The sequence below is a fragment of the Nocardia sp. NPDC058705 genome, from assembly GCF_042749305.1.
Taxonomy (GTDB): Bacteria; Actinomycetota; Actinomycetes; order Mycobacteriales; family Mycobacteriaceae; genus Nocardia.
The window spans coordinates 222020-222845 of sequence record NZ_JBHYRN010000003.1; the positions used below are offsets into that span (position 1 = coordinate 222020).

Consider the following 826-nt stretch of genomic DNA (forward strand, 5'->3'; position numbering starts at 1 on the left):
CGCCCATCGGGCAACGCCACCGCAGCGACCGCCGTCACCCCGCTGGTGTGGCCAGTCATGGGTGTCCCGTGTGGGCGGCCGGTGATCGGGTCCCACAACTGCACCGTGCCATCCTCGCTGCCCGAAGCGAGCAGGGTCCGCCCATCGGGCAACGCCACCGCCACCACCGCTCTCACCAAGTAGGTGTGGCGGGTCAAGGGTGCCCCGACCAGGTGGCCGGTGACCGGGTTCCACAACCGCACCGTGCGATCGTCGCTGCCCGAAGCGAGCAGGGTCCGCCCATCGGGCAACGCCACCGCAGCGACCGCCGACACCCAGTCGGTATGGCCGGTCAGGGGTGGCGCGACCGGGTGGCCGGCGACCGGGTCCCATAACCGCACCGTGCCATCGCGGCTGCCGGTGGCCAGCAGGGTCCGCCCATCGGGTAGCGCCACCGCCGCCACCGCCGACACCCTGTCGGTGTGGCCGGTCAGGGGTGACGCGACTGAGTGGCTGGTGACCGGGTCCCATAACCGCACCGTGCGGTCGTAGCTGCCCGAAGCGAGCAGGGTCCGCCCATCGGGTAGCGCCACCGCCGCCACCGCCGACACCCCGTCGGTATGGCCGGTCAAGGGTGGCGCGACCGGGTGGCCGGTGACCGGGTCCCACAACCGCACCGTGCCATCGTCGCCGCCCGAAGCAAGCCGGGTCCGCCCATCGGGTAGCGCCACCGCCGCCAGCGCCCACACCCTGTCGGTGTGGCCGGTCATGGGTGCCCCGTGTGGGTGGCTGGTGACCGGGTCCCATAACCGCACCGTGCCATCGCGGCTGCTGGTGGCCAGCAGGG

The 826-nt window shown here is 73.0% G+C and carries 1 protein-coding gene; it reads right to left on the bottom strand.

Translation table 11 applies throughout. From position 1 onward, the window contains the following. The coding region (locus tag ACFW6D_RS06525) for a WD40 repeat domain-containing protein (protein WP_379325414.1) at positions 1–749 on the bottom strand (749 nt) is incomplete at its 3' end. Positions 750–826 lie beyond the last annotated feature (77 nt).